The organism is Gimesia aquarii, from assembly GCF_007748175.1.
GTDB classification, from domain to species: domain Bacteria; phylum Planctomycetota; class Planctomycetia; order Planctomycetales; family Planctomycetaceae; genus Gimesia; species Gimesia aquarii_A.
Genome location: NZ_CP037422.1, coordinates 4370704 through 4391038, shown reverse-complemented (window position 1 = coordinate 4391038; position 20335 = coordinate 4370704). Strand labels below are relative to the sequence as shown.

The window sequence follows — 20335 nt, the reverse complement described above, 5'->3', positions numbered from 1 at the left end:
TTGTGTCGATTTGCTGTTTGTTTAAACGACTAGTGAGTAAATACTACTTTTTCAGGTTCAAAATCGGGAGAAAATGATGAAATTCGTATGTCTGGGATACATTGATGAAGCAAAATGGGGTGAAATGTCAGAAAACGAGCAATCTGCCTTCATCAACGAGTGTTTTACCTATGATGATGAACTGCGGAGAGGAAGCCATTTTCTAGGTGGTCAAGGACTTCAGAGCAGTCAGAACGCGGTAACGCTTCGCTGGCAGGGAGAGCAGGCGATGGTTGTTGATGGTCCTTTTTCCGAGACGAAGGAGCAGTTGGGGGGAATCCTCTTTTTGGAAGCCAGGGACCTGAACCATGCGATTACGCTCATGTCCAAACATCCGATGGTTCGTGGCGGCGCCTTTGAAATTCGCCCCGCCGATGAAAAGATTAATACCATGATTGAAGAGAGATCTTCACAGAGTTTTAGTAGTTAAGGAGCTAGAAAACAATGTTTGCAAAACCGCAAGAAGAACACAGTTGGCTCGAACAACTCATTGGTGAGTGGGCCGTTGAAACTGAGTGCCAAATGGGACCAGATCAACCACCTAACAAAACAATAGGCCGCATGAATTGTTCCTCGCTGGGAGGTGTGTGGCTCATTGCCGAAGGGGAAGGGGAGGCACCCGAAGATGGAGTCTGGAAATCTGTAATGACACTCGGTTACGACCCTGAGAAGAAACTGTATGTGGGTACGTTTGTGGCTTCCATGATGACACATCTTTGGCTCTATTCCGGTTCGATCGATGAGTCGGGTACCAAGCTGATTTTGGATACCGAGGGTCCGAAGTGGGAACAGGAGGGAATGACGCGCTATCAGGATATTGTGGAAATCATTGATGAGGCGCATTGGGTGTTGACTTCGCAAATCTTCGGCGAAGATGGTGAATGGAATGAATTCATGTCTTCGCATCATCGTCGTAGCAAGTAGAGTTCTGATCAGGAGAAGAAGATGAAATTTCTTTGTTTGGGGTATTACGATGCCGCCTCGATGGAAGGGAAAACGGAGGCTGAGATGGCGGCATTCATGGAAGAGTGTTTCGCCTATGATGATGAATTGCGACGAGGTGGACATTTCACAGGAGGGGAGGCGTTGCAGCCAGCCGAACACGCTGTCACTTTGAGAAACCGCGGAGGTCAGGTCGAGGCAACAGATGGTCCATTTGCTGAAACAAAAGAGCAAATTGGCGGCATTCTGATTCTGGAAGCACGTGACATAAATCAGGCTGTGGAATTGATGTCAAAGCACCCGGGCGTTCGGTTCGGACCTTTTGAGATTCGACCAGCGGATGAAGACATAAATGCATTAATTAAAGCACGCGATGAAGCGATGCGGTGAATTCTTTTTAAAAGTAAGTCAAAAACGAAAAGAGATTTGTCTTGAAATACATGTTACTGATCTACAGTGCCGAAAGTGGTTGGACACAAGACGAGCGTGAGCAATGTATGTCAGATTCAACTGCAGTCTGTCATGAGTTGGACAAGCAGGGTAAGTTTCTTTCAGCGTCTCCTTTGCATTCTGTTGAGATGGCAACCAGTGTTCGAATTCGGAATGGCAAACGACTGGTGACTGATGGACCATTTGCCGAAACGACTGAGCAGCTCGGTGGATACTATGTGATTGACGTCGAGAATCTGGATGAGGCAATCACAGTGGCAAGCCGACTACCACCAGCTAAAAAGGGGACCGTTGAGATTCGACCCCTTGTCGAGTTACCTGATTTGCCTGACCAGGAATCCAAGGCGGATTCGGATTTTGTTCTGTAACAAATTTTTTTCGGTGTAAGAAAATCGTAGTTTGTCTTTTCTGTCCCAAGAACATGGTGACACGAAGTTTTTAATAGATGAGGAGAAAACCGATGAAAGTCATGGTAATTATAAGGGCGACCAAAAGTTCGGAAGCAGGTGAAATGCCGAGCGAGCAACTGCTTACTGAGATGGGAAATTTTAATGAAGAATTGTCAAATGCCGGAGTTTTACTAGCCGGTGAGGGACTGCACCCGAGTTCGAATGGTGTTCGAGTCCGATTCTCGGGGAAGGATCGCACTGTTGTCGATGGCCCTTTTACTGAGACTAAGGAACTCATTGCCGGATTCTGGCTCTGGAAGGTCAACTCGATGCAGGAAGCCATTGATTGGGTGAAACGTTGTCCTTGTCCTAACCCGATGACCGAAGACTCAGATATCGAGATTCGTCAAGTGTTTGAAGCCGACGATTTTGGTGAAGCCTTAACACCAGAAGCACGTGAACAAGAAGAACGAGTTCAAACAGAAGTTGCGGAACGTAACAGTAATGCCCAGGGGATACCAGCTTCCAAGGATGAAGACGAGATTCGATCGCTTGCCAAAGCCTGGTCAGAATCGTTGGAGTCTAAGGACGTGGATGCTATGCTGACAGGCTATTCGGAAGACATTCATTTGTATGATGTCAAACCGCCTTACCGACTCAAAGGGCTTGAAGCATATCGTGCAAACTGGGAAGCATGTTTGCCTTATTTTCCGGCCAAGATGAAATCTGAGCATCGTGATTTTACAGTCACGGTAGATGGAGATGTGGCTTTTGCTCACGGATTGCATCATGTCGTACCGATTGATGAAGAGAGTCCGGTTGGCCAGACCTGGTTGCGAATAACGATCGGCTACCAGAGAACAGAAGGGGAGTGGCGCGTTGTGCATGAACATGTTTCGGTCCCCTTTGATCCAATGACGGAAAAGGTTGCATATATTACTGATGAAGTCATTGCAGAAACAAGTTGAAGGAATTTCGCTTAGTTGGGTATACCTGACCAGGAACGGAGTATCCCTGTGATAGTTAACTTTGAAAATCGAAGAACCTTTCGAGTTGACTCTGTGAGTTATAAAAAATATAACGATTCAAAAGAGTGCGAGTTACACTTCGATAAAGTTTTTCAAAGGAATCAAAAATGAATCAAAGTGAAGTAAAGCCGACATCGACTGCGCAGACTGTGATGATTTGGATCGGGCGTGTGGTTTCGGTTCTCGTTGCACTTGCTTTTGGAATGAGCGCAATGATGAAACTCAAAGGGGGACCCGAGTTTGCTGAAGGGATGGAGAAACTCGGATTGCCGGAGTCGATGATCTTGCCGCTTGCCATTCTTGAAATTTTTTGTGTGCTGCTCTATTTGATTCCATGGACGGCCGTGCTTGGTGCCATATTATTGACTGGATACATGGGCGGAGCGATCTGCACTCATTGGCGCGTAGGTGATCCATTCATGATTCAAGTCGCGATTGGTGTGCTTATCTGGTTAGGTTTGTATCTGCGTGAGAAACGACTTTGGGGAGTCCTTCCGATCAGAAAAATGACTTAGTCAGCTGAATAAACTAACCAGCCAAAGCCAGGCACCTGTTACCGAAAGAGTTACCAGAGTTACTGGAATACCGACGCGGGCATGCGTCTTGAAGTCGATTTTAATACCAGCTTGTCTTGCTGATTCAACCACAATGATGTTGGCGACACTGCCTACAATGATTAGATTACCGGCAAGGGAACTACTGAGAGCCAGCAACGGGCCCACATCGCTTCCCTTGACAATGGGTAACAAGAGCATGATGGCTGGCACATTGGAAACCAGATTTCCCAGAATCACTGTTGAGATAAACAGCGGCGCCGGTTGGTCAAGTGGGATGCCGGCGGACTTGGTCTGAGCGACGAGCCAGTCCATACCGCCGGTAAGTTGAAACGCTTTATTCACAATAAACAGGCTGATAAATAGCACCAACAGAGACCAGTCGACCAGCCCCATGATCTTCCGGGAATGGAATTTTCGGCTGAGCATTAATATTCCCGCCGCACCCAATGCCAGTAATTCGCGCGGCCATGCTGTGAATATAAAACATGCGATTAATAGTGTTAAAACAAGAATTCCTTTGAAGGTCTGCCAACGATCAAACTCAATCTCCGTGTTTTCTAAACTTGCTTCTGTCTCGAAATGCCACTTACCGCGGTATAGAGATACGATGATTCCCCAAACGATGAGCAGCCCGAGTAGGCAGGGAGGCAGTGCGATAAGCAGGTATCCATTGAATGGCACTTTTAATGCTTCACCGATGAGAATGTTCTGTGGATTACCAATAAGCGTGGTTGCACTGCCGATATTAGCCGCACATGCCAAGGCGAGCAAATAGGGGACCGGGTTCAATTTTTTTTCAATACAGAGGTGTGATAGTAGCGGAGCGACTGCCAGGCAAACGACATCGTTTGTGAGTAGGGCACTGAAGGCTCCTGTAAGAGAAATCACAACAGCCAGGAGCGCCGGGGGAGACATGTCTTGTGCAACGACTCTTTTTGTTGCGATACCGTAGAATCCTCCCAGCTGAAATTGTGCCGAGACAACCATCAATCCGAACAGGAGTGCGAGGGTAGGGACATCAATTGAGGCCAATGCGTTTTGTTCGCTAATATTTCCAACAGCTAAGAGGGCAATAGCACCCAGCAACGCAGCACCGGTTCTGTCGACACGTAACCCAGGAATACCACCCAAGAGCATACTGAGATAGACAATAATGTAGACGATGACAACAAAAGTGGTCATGTTGTGGACCGACTCCTACCAGAATTGAATCGCGAAGGTTTAACTTTATCAGGATGAGTTTCCGGCATTAATACCGCTAGAATCAACAAGGCGATTACTCCTAGTGCTGTTAAGAGTGCGTATGACGAACTGTAGCCATATTCTCCAGCCCACCATTCCCCAAGAAACGAGCCAAAGGAGGCACCCAGTCCTTGAATTGTGATCACGACCCCTGTTGCAAAGTTGAATACGCCTGTGCCTCGCGTCAGGTCGGCGACAACAAGGATCACAATGACTCCGTATATTCCAGCTCCGATGCCATCTAAAATCTGTCCAGACATGATGAGATATGGGTTTTCGGTTTGAGAAAACAGCAATCCACGTAGAGGAAGTACGGCAAAGCCAACGAGTAGAAAACGTTTACGCCCCCACTGATCGCATCGTAGGCCGACAAGCACGGCAATACCAATCATGACGATTTGAGCAATGACAACGCAGATGGATATATAGAGTGTGGAAAGTTCTTTGTGTTCCAACGCGAGCTTTTGCCCGGCAAGGGGAAGCATGGCTGCGTTCGAGAGATGGAACATTCCCACACAAACCATAAAGATCAAAAGAGATCGATTTGTAAAAACCAATGCTAAGGCACTTCGCTCTGATTCTGATTGATTATTCTTTTCAATTTTCGAAACTCCACCGCGGGCTATGGTATGATCAATCGACTTTTCAGGAATCATTAAAGCGATTATTGCTGCACTACATGCCAGAAATGCGACGATGGGTGAGACACCCCAAGATACGACATAGGTACCAACTAATCCAATTGCCACGGCTGATACGAGATTACCGGCGTGGTTGAATGCCTGGTTTGAGCCAGTCTGTTTTGTGAGTCCGGAGGGGCCTACAATTCCCAGTGTGATCGCTGCGATTGCCGGAGGTATGACTGCTGCTGCTAAGCCTAGAATCGCCGCTGATATCAATACCGGGGCCATTTCCGATGCAAAGGCAGGGACTAAGACACAAATGGCAATCGTCAATGCTGCGCCTGCTGTGAGATAGCGCTTATAACGCGTATTGTCGATCAGCCATCCGGAAGGTGTTTGTGCGATAACGGTCGCCAGATTGAGAGTGAGCAGAAATACTCCGATTGATGCCTCATTCCAGTGAGATGTCGTAATCAGATATGTGGCCATGAAGGGGCCAATGCCATCACCAACATCAGCCGCAAAAAAATTGAGCCAGTTCAAGCGTGGGTTAGTACCACTGCTTCGGTCGGTTTGGTTCGTACTCTCTGAGGGAGTGCTAATTACTGAATTCCTCCGGCTGGGACAATAGACGTGCTTCCTGCATGACTATATCGGTTTGACCCTGCTGATTCAGCATCTTTATCTTATTCGTTCCAAAAGGGATTTGTTGAAATCTGAGAGATTATAAGAAGGTAAAGTCAAAGACGTCAAGTTGTGGTTTAAGTGGGTTCAGTTCGATCTTGTATTGCTATAACGGAAGAAAATCATTGAAAACTACTGATATATTCTTTGAACTTTCTCAGACTGGAAAAACGTGGATTCATTCACAGCAATTGGCTAGAGGCTCTCAGTCCTATTGTTCTCTTTTAGAACCTGTGGTTGAGAATACAGAGAACGAATCGATCTCATTAACAAGGTATATTTCTAACTATGACAGATCATTTTGTATTCGCTTTTTGTATGCGAAGTCAGACGTGGTTGATTGGGAGTGATGAGATGAGACATCCACTCACAGCAATAAATGAATTATGGATTTTCCTATATTGCGGGTTACAACAAATAAAATTAATGAAAGTAATATGCCAGCGACTGCGCTTGGTTTTGAGGAATTTCCCTCAAAAATTTACTGAAAATATGAGTGTATAGAGTTAGTGAAGCTATTACTTTAAGCGACGGACCAATACTACGATACAACTTAGAAAGCACTGTCTCCATGCAAACACTCAATCCAAGTATTCAAGATATAAAAGTAGCGACCAGCAAATCACAGCAACAAGCTGTGGAGAGAATCTTTTCACTTCTGGATAAAATCGAACAAAAGAATTTGATCCAATTTGCAAGCCAACGGTCGCATACACGAAAAACCTTTCGAGGTACTTTAAGTATATTGTTGCCTACAGAAAATCCTGTCCTTGATCTTTGTGACACAGAGGCAATCAATGTGCAAGGCTTGTCTATTTCGCAATCTGGTGTTTCTTTTCTCTTTGCCGGTGATATCGATCGAAAAGATATTTTAGTTGGTCTTACTGTTTTAGACGATAAAGTCATTTGGTTCCATTCGGAAATCGTACGCAAAAAGCAATTTCCAGAAGCTGATTTCTGGGAGTACGGCGTCAAGTTTCTTCGCAAGGTGAATGAATAATCGATTGCTTTTGAGGTGAGTGAAGTCAATCAACTCAACGTTTCACTGAGTTGTATAAAGAAATCTCAGGACTGCTGACTCATTATCTCTACCCTCTTAATATCAAGTGATTTTCACCAATAATCTCCGAGAAGCACATTCCCCAAGTGGTGTTCACAATACGCTGGTAGTGTCGGTACAACGTTTTCGGTGCTAGTACAAACTAGACAAGGAAAATTAGAATGAATCTCAGAAAAGTGTGGAATTCACTATTGGCATGAGTCTGATCGATACTGTTTCTGATGATCTAGGAGCACTTTGAGCACTGATTGATCACAATAATTTGAGTTAGTCTCAATTAAGAAGATAAGTAGGCGTGTCTAAATGATATGATTCAATGATTAAGAACATGGACATGCTTTTATCGTTTACTTCACAATCTGCACTGGTGAGACCAGAGGTATGAAGATTCCTATTTCATAATCTGTTGTTGATTCGCTTTTGGTCTCGCGTTGTGTGAGACTTTCTGTACCACTTCGTCGTACTCGCGGGCTGTCATACTATGGAGAATTGAACAATTTGTCTCAGGATCTTTTACCACGTGCAGATATCGGTCAACAAACGGTTCTGTTACACGGGCTTTGGCATCCAGAGGAGCCACAATCAAAAGTTGCAGCCCAAACTGGTTGAAAAGTTTCAAGGCGTACTCGGCGTTTTGGTCATCTACCTTGGAGAACATTTCATCAACGACCACGAATTGAAATCGGCCGGGAACATTACCTGTTGGATCAATGTCAAACTGATAAGCTAAAGCGGCTACCAGAATGGTAAACGCGAGTTTGGCTTTCTCTCCTCCAGATTGACCTGAACTTCCATCATAACAACTATGAGTCATTCCTGATTGGAGCTCAATTTCTTCTGCAGCAAAGTCGTACCAGTTACGAACATCAATGACTTTTTTTCTCCAATTCGTTTTTTCTTTATCCGACAAGCGTTCGACAAGATTTTTGATACGCACAAACCTTGCTTCGTTCGCCTCAGGAGTCTGTTCCAGAGAATCATCAAGACACTCACGCAACGAGCGTCGAAAATCCTCGATTTCTCGGTCATTTACCGGATGAGGCTTTAATCGCATATACGTTCCAGGTGAATATTCAACATCCTTCAGTGCGTTATTAAGCTGAGTGATTTTGTCTTCGATCAACTTTTGTTCGGTGCGGAGTTCTGTATTGAACAGAGCGATTTCCTGGCTCACTTGATCATTCAGCCGGTTTTTGAATTGGCGTTCATAACGGGGCAGATCTTCCAGGCGAAGCTGATCCAGTAAACCCTGGAAGCTATCGAGTGATTTCAGAGAGGCATCGAGGTCATTTGCTGCTTCTTTAAAATCGCGCAGATATTTTGACATGGCACTAATCAGGTCCTCTTTGATTTTTTCTAAAGGACTTCTCAATTTGTCTATCTGCTTCTGTGTCGAAGTTCGCCAGCTTTGAATTCGTTGTTCAAAATTCTCAATCGACAAAGCTGGTTTTTCCAGTGATTCAGCGATGGTTTTAAACATTTCGTGATGTACGTCAAAATTACCGGCTGTCTGCTGTGACTGTAGCTGAGTGTGAGCCAATGCTACCAGTTTAGTGACGCGACTAATATCACTCTTCAATTTTGCACGTTCCTCGAAACATAGATCACGTTTTGCACTGAGTGTCTGCTCCTCTGATTCTGACCGTTTCAACCGTTTTTGCAGCGTTTGTACGGTTTTATTCGATTCTTCCAGATTCTTTTTTTCTGCTTCAAGTGTAACGATTTCATCTTGGTGACGTTTGATATCGATCTTGTCGAAGTCACTTATATCCAGGGCTGCATCCGCGGCTCGAAACGTATTTTGAATTTCTTCTATCTGGTCATTAATTGAAATGATTTCATCGGTCAGAATTTTGATTTCGGATTCGAGTTCTTGAATATGATGTCGTATACGACTCTGCTTATCAGTGTTATCCCATCCCAATACGAAGAAACGTGGGTTTGTTGTGCGTTCTCGATCATCTTTTTGATGTCGCTTTGAATCGTATTTGACATGGCGTTGTGCAGTCAGGGCGTATTTGGAAACGTCATTGAATTCTTCGATGCTATTACAGCAGTGAAAGTTAAATCGTTGTTGAATTTCTGCTCGTAGCCATGGGGTAAGGTTATGACGCGGCTTAAATTGCAGTTTATTGCAGAGTGACTGCGGATGAATTCGATCACCACCGGCTGAATCCGTGACTTTTCCAACACACAAATAATCCAGTCGTTGACCTGTCCCGTGTGCATCAACAATGCGATTTCCTTCGACATAGTCTCGCACACGCGGATAAAACTGTTCAGCAACCAGCAAGCTGAGAGCAAACGAACGGAGAACCGTCTCGATGGACGCGGTCCAGTTCTGTTGATCAGGCAATACTGAAATCAGTTCCGCTGCAAAAGGAAATAGGCTTTCATCCAGTCCCAGATCGGCGCAGAGTTGACTGCGAATCGTAGAAAAACGAGCAGGCAAGTTACTATGTTGTTTTTGTAGCATATCCAGATCAGCACGTTCCTGTCTCAGTTGGCTTACGATGCTCGCTTTTTGGCCAAGCGTTGTTTCTTGCCTGTTTTTCAGCTCTACTAGTTTGTCACTATTTGACTTGGATATTTCACATAATTGTTTGTTAATCTGTTGGAACTGTTTCGCGTTGCCTACGATGTCATTGATGCCACAAGTTTTTAGATTGTTCTGATATTTTTGGAATGCCTCACGTTTAAAATCTAACTTTGTTTGTTCATTCCGAATCAATCCGGGGATTTGTCGCAGTCGTTCACCGCCCGCATGTTCGATTTCATTTTTTGTCTGTCGTACCGTTTCTCGTGTCTGTTCCAATTCCTGATCTAATCTCTTAATCACAGTTTCCTGTGTTTTCAGATTTTGATTCTGTACCATCAGTTCCGGCTCAAAGATATAGATTTTTAACTGAGGGAAGTACGACTCGGATGCATCCAGCTGATGCTGATAGAAAGTTAATGCCTCATTTTTCTGACGATATTTCTTGCCTATGTGCTCAACAGGAAGTAACAATTCCTGTGCCTGTTGAGCTCGAACCAGCTCATTGTGTGCGATACTCAGATCATTAAAGTGCTTCAGCAGCCCTTGTACTTTATCATGCCAGTTCTGAGCTTCCAGCATATGTCTGCGAATGAATACATTCAGGCTCTGGATATCCTTGACTGCCACCGTCTGGTTGAACATATCAATGGCTTTGCTGCGCATCTGAGTTCGTTTGGTGATCCAACCCAGATATTCGGCATATGCTCTGGTTGTCTGGTATCCTTGTTGTTTGAGATGCTCGCGAACCGCATCAGATTTTTGCAGACCTTGTAGATCGGATTTCAATTCGTGCGATTCATCGACAATCGCATAAACCCGATCATCAGTTCCGTCCGCTTTGAGATACAGTATTTGTGTCAATGTGAAAGATCGTCCCAATTGTTCATCGCTAAATGCAGCAGAAATTGCCGTCAGATGATTTCCTTGTGGGCGTAGAAACTTTACTACATTTGAGTTTGATTCATCGGTTGTTCGATCAAAGGCACCTTTAATATAACTTTTGGGTGTACGCTCGGTTTTTTTCGCTCCTGCTGCTACGTTGTAGTTTCGTGTCTTACCGTCTACCAGTAGAGTCAGTAAGGCATCTACGAGAGTGGACTTTCCTGAACCATTATGGCCAACCAGTAATGCCGTTCGCCCTTTTGGTTCAAAGCGAAAAACAGTTCCAGATTGACTGTCAAAAGTTCCCCAGTTAAAGACCTCCAGTTTCTGTAATCGATAACCGGGGCGATCAGGACATAAGTCACATAAGTGTTGCATGGAGTGATTTCCTATTCGCGCTCATTTGCAATTAGCCGGTCGCGCAAGTGTTCCAGCTCATCAATGGGAATTCGTGCCTTCAATAGTTTGCGGACTTCCCATGAACCGGGTTCCTCTTTAAAAGTAGCAACAAATTTAATTTTTTCGAGTTGATTTAACGCTGTGATGAGTTGTTTGCGTAAAATCACTTCATCTGAATTTGCTGGAAAGCAGGATTTCCAAAGTTCAAACAAAGAGTCGACGTCGATAACACAGCGTTCGTTGTCGAGGTCTTCCTCTTCAAATTTTCGATACTCTTCACGTAATAGAACACACAACAAGGTCGGTTTATAACTAAGAGGAGTTTTCTTAAATAAACGCGGTAAGCGTTCGTAACCTCCCGTGCGTTCCTCATCGCCAAACTGGCGCAGGTAGGCGATACCCTCTGTACGGTCGATTATCAGTGTCAGTCCAATTTCACAGAAATACTCGCTTAAGTCTGATTCATTACTAAGTAGTAGAGACCAGAGGTCAGCTTGCTCCTCGTAGATCACTCCCTGTAGCAGGTTGACCGCAACAATACCACGTTCACGGAACTCCGGAATATCACTCATATGGTGCTACTCCTCAGCCCGGAACGTCTTCGCAGTGTTTCTGATAGAAAGAAAACTCGGGGAATTTCGAATTCCTGCAGTCCGTGTTCAGTATCGATACAAACAACGTCGACTGAGTTTTCATCTACCTCATGACCTTCATCATGTGCAATTTGAATGTAACCCAACATTTCTATTGCGCCATTTACTGGCGGGCAAGTTTCCAATAAATCTGAAAGAGGCAATCGTTCGGTAAACTGAACCTGACTGGCAATATTAAACCGCATGGTATCCCAATCAAGACGTTGCATCTCGGCAAGATTTCGAAATGCGTCGAATCGCGCTTTGTCGTCCGGTTCTTCATGCGTGATTTCGATCGCATCAAATTTGACCGGGGGTTGCCAGAAGGGGCGTTCCAAACCGTGATACAAATCTAGTTCGGTAAAAACATTGATGCCTAATTCAGGAGGTTGTTCTGCCTGACGCACCGCTGCTGCCTGGATTTCACGCAGCACGGAAGCCAACCTGAGTCGACTCGAACTCACTTTTGAATCCAGAAGCCTGCGCAGTGTAGAATTCAATCGGCGTGTGGTGTTCAACACACGTTCTGCTTCCAGAGACAGGCTGCTTATCATACGTTTTACGCGATCTTTTCCTTCTGTTTGTGATTCCAGTTCAACCATCTCTTCTAATTGAATGATAATTTTTTCCAGTTCATCTTGTTGCGATTGTGAGAGTAGAAGGTCGACAAAAGCTATAAAGCTGGCTCCCTGATCTTCTTCCTTGAGTCGATCTTCTGCGTCGAGTGCAAATCCCAGAATCTGACCCCGAGTCTCCATCGCTTCCGTTTGCTGTTTCTGGACATCGCGGGTAATAGATTTGAACGATTCTTCAACAGCCCGAAAGTCACCTTGTAGTGAAATGAGATCAGAAATGGCATCTGCAAATCGCTCTCGAATGGCCGTGGAACTGTGAGTTGAAACGACGTCTCCTGATTCAAGCGAGCGAATTTCATTCTCAACGCGATCGCGTTCAGCGCGGAGATGTTCTAGACGTCGTTCACGGTCAGCAGACCCCCGAACCACAATATCTGAAAGTGTTCCGATAATTCGCGTCAGCCTCGATTCAGTTCCCACAAAACCTAGAGAACGGTCCATCATTTCCGTGAGAAACTTTAATACATCTTCTGAGTGGGGGGTCAGTTGAAAGACCGATTCCGCGTGTTGGGAATCAAAATAACGCCGTAACCATCGAGTCTCACCGGTAGACCATTGTGTCAGATAAGCGTCAGCACTCTCTCGCAGGATTTCTGGTTCTCTTTCGTGGATTTGTTCCAGATAGTGATTGAGTTGTTGCTGAATTTTGGAATGAGGTGTAGCGAGGTTTCCATCTACTTTGAAATGTTGGTTCAGGAAGTGAATTACGTACGCTGAGTGAGTCGCACGAAGTAATTTCGCCGATGGGTTCGTCGAAAAAAATGTATTGAGTCGGTCCAATTCCACAGGTTATATCACCAAATAATCTTATCAGAGCTCTTAGAACACATTCTTTAATGTACACTAGTATTAGAGCAAATGGGACAGGGGATTTCAGAAAATCGTAAGTTTTCAGTGTTTTTGATTTACAGTCTGTAATTAGAAAAGGTGATCCGAAATCGAAGAGCATCGCGGATTGGTACTAGAAAAATGACGATGTTCAAAAACGGATTAGATACATACGTGAACAAGAAGGTTTAGGGAATCCGTGAGATCATTCATGTTAATCGAAAGCGTCAGAGTTTGATGAATGACTTTCAGCTCTTTTCTATTCAGTCCATAATTACCTACTCTTTATTTCGAGTAAAATAAGTGTTTTATATGCAAGCATGGAACAAAGTATCAGATGGTGGTTTGGCTATTGTAAGCTTCTTTCCTGGATGGTATGGCTGGCGTTTTTTTCCACTGATAGATTCCCAGTGGGGGAATGTTCCAGAGGACAAAAGACTTACTTTGGGGTGAACCAAAGTAATTTTCTGCCAGTTCACATACTCGATTTCGAAACTGATAAGTTACGAAAGTACCGCCGGGAGCCAAAACAGAGTGTATGCTCTCAATCAATTTTCGGCCTTCTGCAGACGTCATATTGGAAAAGGGAACGCCTGATACAATCACATCGGGAGGTGGAAAATCATAATGTTTCAGTAATATTTCAAGATCAAAAGCAGATCCTTCTTCTACATATAGCCGCTTATCAGAGATTTGTCGAAGTTGATCAACAAAATCTGAGACGATTTCCACACAGAGCAGGCAAGAGGATCGCGGAATTGCTCTGAGTAGTGCTGCCGTTGTTCCACCCGTTCCTGGTCCCAGTTCGACAACAAATTGAGCTGTCTGAAAACAGGGAAGTGAACTCAGCTTGTTCTGTAAATAACTTGAACTCGGTACAAGCGATGCAACTTGCTTTGGGTTTTCGAAAAAACCTTGGAGGAAGGGATGAATCACTGCTGAGAGCCTCGAAGTTTCCTCGGAAGGTAATTGTGTTATGGCCGTACAGGCTCACAATTTTACTGTTCCTACCGTTAGAAAGCGACATTAAGCCAACATAAGAAATTGGCGCGATAGAAAAAATAAGTCGGGACGACAGGATTTGAACCTGCGACCTCTACACCCCCAGTGTAGCGCGCTACCAGGCTGCGCCACGTCCCGAATTTGAACTCTGAGTCTTTTGGCCTCAGCGATCTATAACTTACTATTTATTCGCACTTTATCGCACGCTCGCCTTAGAAATTCAAGATAACTGACTCAGATACCCACTTTTGTCTGCAAAATAATCAACAGAACTATGAAAAACACTTATATTAAAGGCTTCTTGAGATAAAGAAACATGTGGTACAAACGAGGTTCACGGAAATCAATTTAAATGGCGGTTACAAGTTATGGTTTGTAAGTCTTTAATTACAATGTATTTATGTGAAATGGTTTCTCTCGTTGCAATCGAAACTTCTCTTGGCAGAAAGTGAGAACCAAAGTAGAATCCCCGCTCTTGATTCAGGTTCTGGAACCTGGAGTTTCGTTCGTTTGAGTCCCGGTCATTTCTTGCCAAGTTTTCGATGTCTCATCCCTTTTCAATTGTGAATTCAGGTTCTGGCTTACCAAACTCTGATTATCTCAACACCGCAATGAAACGTGGGGTACTCGTGGTAGCGTTGGTCTTAATAACCTTCGGTCAGTTCGGCTGCGTGCACCGGAGAATGACAATCCGCTCAGTTCCTTCTGGAGCACTTGTGAAAGTGGATGGAGAAGAGATTGGGTATACACCGACATCAGTCGATTTTACTTATTATGCTACAAGAGAGATCACGCTGACGAAAGATGGCTACGAAACGCAGACCATAATGCAAAAAGTGCAAACGCCTTGGTACCAGGTTTTTCCGCTGGATGCCGTTTCTGATAACCTGCTTCCGTTTGAGGTGACAAATCGGTATGAATTTACGTACCAGTTACAACCTAAAGTCGTGGTACCTACGGAGGAACTGTTGAATCGTGGTAACCTGTTGCGAAGTGAAACGCAAATCGGACAGTAAGCCGACCTCAATATTATTTTTCATACTTCCTCTGAGCATAGATATTGTACTCTTTAAACTCTGTCTACCAGAACAAGCCAAAAATAATCCAGAATGATAACATCACTAAGAGGCTTGCATACCAGTTTGGGTTTAAGTACTGCGGGAGTGGTTTTGAAAATGGTGTATCTTTGATTCTGGGGAGGGACTCGCGACTTTCAGATAACCAATTGTGCTTTGATAATTTCATGTCTTTTTCTGAGGGTACTTCTTTTTTTAACCATCCCCACTTAAGAGCCGCGGCGAACATGGCGACGGTCGTTACAATCATAGAGCAGGGGAAGGCATACCATTTTTCAGTCAGAAGGGGACTGAGCCATTCGAGGTCCACGAATTCGCGATCAATGAAGCCGAATAATCCAAATAGAGAACCGGCAATGAGACCAACGAGACCACTTTGACGAGGGACTTGTGTCAGAACTCCTAATAAATAGATCGTAAACAATGGTGTGACGAAAATGGGAATTAAAGTACGAAATGCTTGAATCATATTGTCATAGCGAACGATGAAAGGAATGTAGAGAAATCCCATCAGCAGGATACCGATGGTGGCCCAACGTGTGACTACCAAATAATGTTTTTCGGTTTGATCTTTACAAATCCAGCGAGCATAGATGTCACGTGTAAAGAGTGCTGATAAAGCTGATCCAATTGAGTCAAATGTGCTGATTGCAGCTGAGAGAATTCCAGCTACAACCAGCCCTTTAAAGCCAGGGGCTAAAAACTGATTGGCAAAATAGGGGAATAATTGGTCAGCACCTGAATGTTCTGTGAATTCGGGAACTAGAACACGCCCCATGACTCCCATTAATGTCGTTCCGATCATGATGGGCATAATGAGCAGACAACCAAAGAGCGTTGCTATTTTCATATCCCACAGGGAACGCGCCCCCATGAGACGCATGGTTTGTGTATGATTGACGGTATAATAACCAAGACCCACAATAGTCCAGCCGATTACAATCAAGTAGGGAGACGTAGATTGACTGTCTTGAAACTGACCAATGTGTAACCAGTTAATCAGAGGTTGTCCTTTCGCGTCCGTTGACTGAGATAGCTTTTCAATAGCGGCAGACCAACCTCCGCTGGCCATCCAGACTGCACAGAAAATGGTGATGCCGCCCGCCATCATGATCAGGCTTTGCAATGCATCAGTCCAGACAACAGAGGTCAGGCCTCCCCAGGTTGTATAGGCAGCGGTAAAAATGACCAGCAGTACAATTAAAGTCCAACATTGAATGGGTGAAAACTCAAGGATCCCTTGTAGCATCAAGTAAATAGACCAGATCATCAGACCTAACATACTGGTTCTGTACTGGATTTGTATGAGTGCACTGATAGTTCGAATCGATTTTCCATACCGTGTTTCCAGATACTCGGCGTTAGTAAAAAAACCGCCTCGATAGAGAACGGGTACAACTAAAAATGAGGCCAGAACTGCTCCACAGACGCTCGCTAGTGTAAAGGCTGTGATGATATGCATGCCATGGTTATACGCATATCCGGTCAGTGAAACGGCGTCTGCATTATCGATACTGGTTGCGAAAATTGAGAGGCCCAGACCCCACCAGGGAAGTGAACGTCCTCCCAGAAACCAATCACTACTGGATTTGGTACTCCGGGCCAGATAAAATCCGAAACCGATAACCGATCCATTCAGAACGAAAACGATAACCCAATCCAGCCAACTCATGTGTCTCATTCCTGGTGTTGAAACAGTATTCTGTTATTGAAATGTTTTCAGCACTTGTTCTTCAACATCATGAGCCAGACAGAAAACAATATCTCCCTGACTGGTCAGAGTCGGGCCACGATGGGCGATGGCAATCCCGTTCGAGTTCGCTTCAATAATTGATGGCTTACGGTCTGGACGTTCAAGAAAATAGAGCGCTCCCAGTGGCTGTCCCTCGGAGACCTCAGATCCCACATCCACGAAGCTTTCAAAGAGACCTGACTCTGGTGCAAAAATGTAGTCTTCTGCATTCAGAGCCTGCACCCATCGTGTGGGAGGGAGTCCTAAATCTGTACGACATTTTTCCTCTCCCTGCAGGACTTTCAGATGAACCAATACGTTACGTAATCCTGCTTGTGAGACTTGATGCACGGGAGCCGTAGTGACTTCGCCGCCTCCCATTTCTGTTGTGACCACGGTTTTTCCCATGTTTTCAGCTTCGACTGGTAAAAGACCTTTTCCAGCAATATCTGCATACAGAAAAGCAAAATCTGTATTGTAAGCTTCAGTTGCCAACGCCATTCGGCGACGTTGTTCCAGATTTTCTACCAGATGCATATGAGCACACGGATAAAAATAGACCCCTCGTCCGCCCGTGTGTAGATCTATTACGACCTCAACGAGAGGAAAGATTTCGTGAGTCAGATAATGTGCCATAATTTCGGAAACGGTTCCATCTGCATCACCGGGAAAACAGCGATTTAAGTTTTTACCGTCAATGGGAGAGAGACGGGTTGCCGCTTTTGCAGCCGGAATATTAATAGCGGGGATAAAAATGATGCGACCGGAAATCTGTTCTAATTTCAGTGATTGCATTAATTTCATAATGGCAATCTGGCCCGGGTACTCATCGCCGTGATTGCCTGCCATTAATAGAACTGTTGGCCCTTCTCCATGTGCAATTGTAGAAATCGGTATTTGCAGCTGTGACCAACCACTTAAGTTATAAGAGAAGGGAATATTGAGAGTACCCCATTGAGTTCCTGGCTTGTCGAAATCAATCTTTGTTCGAATTGGTGTTTGAGACATGATGTTGATTCTACTAATTGAGGGAGGAAATCATTTGTGGACTTTATTTTGACTCTGCAACGACGTGGGCTGCAATGAAATCTTCATTGAGCGTGATCCCGAGCCCTGGTCTATCTGGGACTTGAATCATGCCGTCTTCCGCTTGTACTTTCTCATAAGTTAACTCGTGTCTGAGAGGCTCGTCTTCCACACAGTCTTCGAAGATGAATGCATCTTTGCAGGTGGCCAACCAGTGTAGGCTGGCTGCAACGGTGATTGGGCTGGTGTAACAATGGTTACAAGGGCGTGCACCGATTTCAGCGACTCTTTGTTTCAGATAAGAGGCTTCGGTAAACCCATTACGAGCCAGATCAATTTGGTAGACATCAAGTGCTCTTTGGTCAAAATAAGGTCGGAATGACTCACGACCACATTCTTCTTCGCCAGCAGCAATGGGAACTGGAGAACGATCTTTGAGCCAGGCATAGCCAGCGATATCGTGGGGGAAGAGGGGTTCTTCAAGCCAGCCAATATTATATTCAGAAAATGCATGTGCGCGCTGCAATGCAGTTCGGGCGTCCCAGACACAACCTGCGTCAATCAATAATATGCCATCTCCCATTCCTTCACGGGCACCAGCAACAAGTTCGATATCAAGCTTTTCCGATTCTCCCATCGGCTCCCAACCAAATTTCACAGCCGTGTATCCGTTTTCAGTCCAGCGCTGTGCTATGTCACACGTTTCTCGACCATCTCTCCCAAACAGAATCGAAGCATAGGCTTGAAATTCCGTATGATGTTGTCCACCTAAAAGTCGGTGGATCGGTTCACCAAAATGTTTTCCTTTTAAATCCCAAAGTGCCATGTCGATCGCAGCCATTGCGGTGATCGTTACACCGGTTCTGCCAAAGTACATTGTGTGGCGATACATTTTCTGCCAGAGTCGTTCTGTTTCGAGTGGGTTTTCTCCGATGAGTAATTCTCTTAATCCACACGCAACATTGTGACTATAGGGAGCGTCGATCACTGCTTTAACGACTTCTGGTGAAGAATCAGCTTCACCAATGCCTTCCAGGCCGTTGTCGGTTTTAATGCGAACTAGAACCGAATCCTGGCAACTGGCTGTCTTATTCGTGACGGAACCTGATCTGAGAATTTGACAAATGATTTGTTCGATTTTCATGTGTTTTAATGTGCCTTGAGTGAGAAGTATGATTATGCAAGAATTTCTTTGACGACATGACCATGAACATCGGTTAAACGAAAGTCACGGCCTGCATAGCGGTAGGTTAGTTTTTCATGATCAATACCGAGCAAATGCAGCATTGTGGCGTGTAAGTCATGGACGTGGACTTTATTTTCGGAGGCAGCGAATCCTGTTTCGTCGGTGGCTCCATGGACATGTCCACCTTTGACGCCTCCACCGGCCATCCACATGCTGAACCCATAGTGATTGTGATCACGACCATTCATCGCGGGAAGTTCTGCGACTGGGGTACGCCCAAATTCACCTCCCCAGAGCAGCAAAGTGGAATCGAGCATCCCGCGTTGTTTGAGATCAGTCAGAAACGCGGCAATCGGTTGGTCCCATTGACCACATAGCTTTCTTAAGCTTTTTTCAATTCCACGATGATGGTCCCATTCCTGGCCACCACTATGCCAGACTTGAATAAACCGCACTCCTTTTTCAAGCAGACGACGAGTCATCAATAATTGTCGACCTTGTAATCCATCTCCATACATTTCCTGAATATGTTTCGGTTCTTTTGAAAGATCAAGAACGTCTGATGCCTCAAATTGCATACGGTAAGCGAGTTCGAAAGACTGAATTCTCGCTTCCAGTAGCGAGTCGTGTCCTCTGTTTGTTAAATGGCGTTGATTGATTTTCTGGAGCAGGTCTAATTGGCGGCGTTGTCGTTTCGGGGATTGCGGGTTATTGATGTTTTCGATGAGCCGCGAGACGTCAGTCTCTTTCGTATCTAAATGCGTTCCCTGAAAAGAACCCGGGAGAAATGCGGAACGCCAATTCTTAGGCCCTACTACAGGAAATCCATTCGGGCAGAGCACTACGAATCCAGGCAGGTTTTCGTTTAATGAACCGAGGCCGTAATTGACCCAGGACCCGAAGCTGGGACGCGGCAGCGCATTGTCACCACAATTCATCAATAATAGTGAGGGTTCATGATTGGGGATATCAGAATGCATCGACCTGATAATACACATGTCATCGATGTGTGAGGCTGTATTTTGGAAAAGCTCACTGACTTCGATCCCGGATTCGCCATATTTTTTAAACTGAAAAGGAGACTCCAGAGCACCTGATGTTTTACGTTCCGTAGGTAAATTGGGATTCGGTAATGGTTTGCCATGATATTTTTTAAGTAATGGTTTAGGGTCAAAGGTATCAACGTGTGAAGGACCTCCATTCATAAACAGGTGCACGATTTGTTTGGCTTGCGGAGGATGGTGTGTAGTGTTGGCAGCCTGTAAGTGTTCCTTCGAGGTTAGTCCTGCTAATGCTAGCATTCCCATTCCCATACCTGATCGCTTTAACATTTCACGCCTGTCAATTGGTTGTGTGTTTTGAGTGAGATGCTGCATGTGATACT

18 protein-coding genes and 1 tRNA gene are annotated in these 20335 nt (G+C 44.9%); 8 read left to right on the top strand and 11 right to left on the bottom strand.

All coding sequences use genetic code 11. The features are described from left to right. The first annotated feature begins 73 nt into the window (after positions 1 to 73). The 6 genes from V202x_RS16645 to V202x_RS16620 all read left to right on the top strand — a co-directional run bounded on the left by V202x_RS16645 (position 74) and on the right by V202x_RS16620 (position 3363). The gene (locus tag V202x_RS16645) at positions 74 to 469 is read left to right on the top strand and encodes a YciI family protein (RefSeq protein ID WP_232098530.1); all 396 of its coding nucleotides are present in this window, start codon (positions 74 to 76) and stop codon (positions 467 to 469) included. A 14-nt stretch (positions 470 to 483) separates the two neighbouring features. Then, a complete protein-coding gene (locus tag V202x_RS16640; RefSeq protein WP_145177323.1) occupies positions 484 to 963 on the top strand; it encodes a DUF1579 domain-containing protein in 480 nt (159 codons plus the stop codon). A 21-nt stretch (positions 964 to 984) separates the two neighbouring features. Beyond that, positions 985 to 1371, top strand: coding sequence for a YciI family protein (locus tag V202x_RS16635; RefSeq protein ID WP_145177320.1), 387 nt, complete (start codon positions 985 to 987; stop codon positions 1369 to 1371). Positions 1372 to 1421: 50 nt separating this feature from the next. Further along, complete coding sequence (locus tag V202x_RS16630) at positions 1422 to 1799, top strand: YciI family protein (protein WP_145180632.1); 378 nt, start codon at positions 1422 to 1424, stop codon at positions 1797 to 1799. Between the two features lie 92 nt (positions 1800 to 1891). Beyond that, complete coding sequence (locus tag V202x_RS16625) at positions 1892 to 2788, top strand: SgcJ/EcaC family oxidoreductase (protein WP_145177316.1); 897 nt, start codon at positions 1892 to 1894, stop codon at positions 2786 to 2788. A 167-nt stretch (positions 2789 to 2955) separates the two neighbouring features. Then, on the top strand, positions 2956 to 3363 hold the full coding sequence (locus V202x_RS16620) for a DoxX family protein (protein ID WP_145177313.1): 408 nt from the start codon (positions 2956 to 2958) through the stop codon (positions 3361 to 3363). Here V202x_RS16620 and V202x_RS16615 read toward each other — a convergent pair whose 3' ends face one another. Then, positions 3364 to 4587, bottom strand: a complete 1224-nt coding sequence (locus V202x_RS16615; RefSeq protein ID WP_145177309.1) for an anion transporter — start codon at positions 4585 to 4587, stop codon at positions 3364 to 3366. It lies immediately after the preceding gene. Next, positions 4584 to 5813 (bottom strand): MFS transporter, encoded by a 1230-nt coding sequence (locus tag V202x_RS16610; RefSeq protein ID WP_145177306.1) that lies wholly within the window; start codon positions 5811 to 5813, stop codon positions 4584 to 4586. The genes V202x_RS16615 and V202x_RS16610 overlap by 4 nt, the downstream gene beginning before the upstream one ends. Positions 5814 to 6525: 712 nt before the next feature. On the opposite strand from V202x_RS16610, the gene V202x_RS16605 reads away from it, so the two are divergent. Next, positions 6526 to 6954 (top strand): PilZ domain-containing protein, encoded by a 429-nt coding sequence (locus tag V202x_RS16605; protein ID WP_145177303.1) that lies wholly within the window; start codon positions 6526 to 6528, stop codon positions 6952 to 6954. 451 nt (positions 6955 to 7405) lie between these two features. On the opposite strand, the gene V202x_RS16600 is transcribed toward V202x_RS16605, so the two are convergent. The 5 genes from V202x_RS16600 to V202x_RS16580 all read right to left on the bottom strand — a co-directional run bounded on the left by V202x_RS16600 (position 7406) and on the right by V202x_RS16580 (position 14069). Next, the gene (locus V202x_RS16600; protein WP_145177299.1) at positions 7406 to 10813 is read right to left on the bottom strand and encodes an ATP-binding protein; all 3408 of its coding nucleotides are present in this window, start codon (positions 10811 to 10813) and stop codon (positions 7406 to 7408) included. 11 nt (positions 10814 to 10824) lie between these two features. Beyond that, entirely contained in the window at positions 10825 to 11406 is a 582-nt protein-coding gene (locus V202x_RS16595; RefSeq protein WP_145177296.1) for a DUF4194 domain-containing protein, read from the bottom strand. Further along, complete coding sequence (locus tag V202x_RS16590) at positions 11403 to 12887, bottom strand: DUF3375 family protein (protein ID WP_145177293.1); 1485 nt, start codon at positions 12885 to 12887, stop codon at positions 11403 to 11405. Before V202x_RS16590 ends, V202x_RS16595 begins: the two co-directional genes overlap by 4 nt. 375 nt (positions 12888 to 13262) lie before the next feature. After that, entirely contained in the window at positions 13263 to 13865 is a 603-nt protein-coding gene (locus V202x_RS16585; RefSeq protein WP_197992928.1) for a class I SAM-dependent methyltransferase, read from the bottom strand. Positions 13866 to 13995: 130 nt separating this feature from the next. Continuing rightward, positions 13996 to 14069: transfer RNA gene (locus tag V202x_RS16580), tRNA-Pro, on the bottom strand. A gap of 404 nt (positions 14070 to 14473) precedes the next feature. Here V202x_RS16580 and V202x_RS16575 point away from each other — a divergent pair. Further along, on the top strand, positions 14474 to 14947 hold the full coding sequence (locus V202x_RS16575; protein WP_145177287.1) for a PEGA domain-containing protein: 474 nt from the start codon (positions 14474 to 14476) through the stop codon (positions 14945 to 14947). 64 nt (positions 14948 to 15011) lie between these two features. Here the strand turns inward: V202x_RS16575 and V202x_RS16570 are convergent, their stop codons facing one another. Genes V202x_RS16570 through V202x_RS16555 form a run of 4 tightly spaced genes read right to left on the bottom strand, consistent with a single transcriptional unit; the run spans position 15012 to position 20327 of the window. Next, complete coding sequence (locus V202x_RS16570) at positions 15012 to 16679, bottom strand: sodium:solute symporter family transporter (protein WP_197992927.1); 1668 nt, start codon at positions 16677 to 16679, stop codon at positions 15012 to 15014. Between the two features lie 33 nt (positions 16680 to 16712). Beyond that, the gene (locus V202x_RS16565; RefSeq protein WP_145177281.1) at positions 16713 to 17747 is read right to left on the bottom strand and encodes a succinylglutamate desuccinylase/aspartoacylase family protein; all 1035 of its coding nucleotides are present in this window, start codon (positions 17745 to 17747) and stop codon (positions 16713 to 16715) included. A gap of 43 nt (positions 17748 to 17790) precedes the next feature. Then, the gene (locus V202x_RS16560; RefSeq protein ID WP_145177278.1) at positions 17791 to 18909 is read right to left on the bottom strand and encodes a mandelate racemase/muconate lactonizing enzyme family protein; all 1119 of its coding nucleotides are present in this window, start codon (positions 18907 to 18909) and stop codon (positions 17791 to 17793) included. 32 nt (positions 18910 to 18941) lie between these two features. Then, on the bottom strand, positions 18942 to 20327 hold the full coding sequence (locus V202x_RS16555) for a DUF1501 domain-containing protein (RefSeq protein ID WP_145177275.1): 1386 nt from the start codon (positions 20325 to 20327) through the stop codon (positions 18942 to 18944). Between the last annotated feature and the right edge of the window lie 8 nt (positions 20328 to 20335).